Source organism: Lysinibacillus sp. NPDC056185 (genome assembly GCF_047737915.1).
Taxonomy (GTDB): Bacteria; Bacillota; Bacilli; order Bacillales_A; family Planococcaceae; genus Lysinibacillus.
On sequence record NZ_JBLLLQ010000077.1, the window covers coordinates 1 to 1,937 of the forward strand.

Annotated in this window: 1 protein-coding gene; it reads right to left on the minus strand. The window is 70.8% G+C overall.

The genetic code is table 11. The features are described 5' to 3' along the window. A partial coding sequence (locus tag ACMZ42_RS26935) for a hypothetical protein (protein ID WP_415733408.1) occupies positions 1 to 1,912 on the minus strand: 1,912 nt, incomplete at its 3' end. Between the last annotated feature and the right edge of the window lie 25 nt (positions 1,913 to 1,937).

Here is a 1,937-nt window from a genome sequence, read left to right on the forward strand (position 1 = left end):
CCTCGATCCGCCGTGACAGGAGAAGGCCGCGCCCGCGCTCGAGCAGTTCCGTGGCGCGGTCGATGTCGGGCCCGGCGACGGGGCCGTAGAGGAGGGCGCGGTGGAGGGCCTCGGGCTCGGGCAGGCCGACGAGGGCGCCGGCGTCGGGCTCGCGCTGTTCCCCGAGGGCCGCCCTGATGTCGTCCAGGGCCGCCGTGACGTGACTCGTGAAGGCGTGTATCCCGACAGCGGCCCGGAGGCGGAGGCTCTGGATGAGGACCAGCTCGGTGATCGTCCGTATGTCCCCTTCGAATGTGGTCAGACCATGCTCGGCGGACTGCTGGTCACTGCCCCGGTCGGTGATGTCGGCCATGGCATCGATGGCCGCTTCGAGGTGGGACAGGGCCAGGTCGATGTCCGGCTGATCACTTCCCAACGCCCCGGCCGCCTCGGCGAGTTGCCCGTGTGCCCGGAACCATGGCGGCAGCGCGGGATTGCCCAGCGCGGCAGGGTCGGCGCCGGACAGCCGCGCTCGAAGAGACGTCAGCACGGCTTCCAAGGCGTTCACGGTGGCCTGGGGCGATGCCTCGGGTGGCGGGGAGACCGGAGGCAGGTCTCCGTGCCCGATGAAGTCGAGGAACATGCGTATCGTGTTGCGCCAGTCCTCGGGTGCCTCCCCCTCGACGGCGCGGAACACGTCATGGGCCTCGGCCACGAGCCGCGCTGCGGCCTCCGGGTCGGCGTCGCGCAGGGCGAAGGCGCGCTGGGCGAGCATCCGCATGAGCGTGGAAGCGGTGAAGAGCCGTATCGGGTCGCCGGCGGGAGACGCCGCGAAGGTACTCCGGCACTGATCGACTTGGTCGTCGGTGATGTCGGGCCTCCGGCCGCCGCCGGGCCCGAGGGTGTCCACCAGGTTGAGCAGGGCATCGCCCGTCACATCCGTCTTCGGCAGATCGTCCCCGGCCCGGGCGGCTGCTTCACCGACGAGGTCGTTGAGCCGCTGCGCGAGCTCCCGGGCGCGTTCGATCTGCTCCGGATCATGGCCGAACATGTAGTTCTGCACGGAATTGAGGAATCCGGCATAGGCCGACACCATCGCCGCGCCGAGATCGCCGTGTGTGTCGTCGGCTGCCGACGAGGCGAGCAGTGCCGCCGCCTCTCGTGCCGCTTCCGCATCGAGGTTCCCGCTCGACCAGGACGTAAGCGCGAAGGCGACGACCCGATCGAATGATGCGGGCATGTCCTGGCCGTGCGAGCGGGCGTAGCGCAGCAGCGGGACCGCCTCGTCGAGGGCCGCGTCGTCGTTGTGCCTGATGGCGCGGAGCAGGAGCGCGCTGCCCAGTGCCGCTGCGAGCAGTGCACGTGCTGAGGGGTCGTCGTCGCCCACGTCCGCAAGCAGTTTCCGCAGGGTCGCGATGTCGGAGGCGCTGTGTTCGTCGTCCTCGAGGCGGAGGCCGTCGAGGTCGGACAGGAGAGAGACCAGCTCGGCGGCCTTTCCGTCCGTCGTGTCGTCCGGCTGATCGGAGGAGATCGCCGACAGGGCGACGGGCAGCGCGGTGTCGAACCGGCCACGGCGCAGCAGGCCGAGCGCCGGGAAACCGGGCGGGGCGGCGGCCGCCACCTCGTCGGTCAGCTTCCGCGCCTGGGCTGCGAGCCGTTCCGCCCTGGCGGGCTCGGTCGCCCGCAGCGCCTCTGCGCGCAGTCCCGTGAGAGCGGCCAACACGGCGACGTAGACGTGGCGGAGCGGCCTCCCGGCGGGCAGTGCGGACAGGGCGGAGTGGTACCGGTCAATCCGTTCGTCGGAGACCGCGTCGAGCTGTACAGCGAGCGCGATACCCAAATCGACGATTTCGAACTCGATGCCCTCCAACGGCGAGGGCACACCGAGTTGCCCGGCGCGGTCCTCTACGCGCTCACGGAAGCGGCTGTACAACGGGCCGGCCTTCTGGACGCCTGTC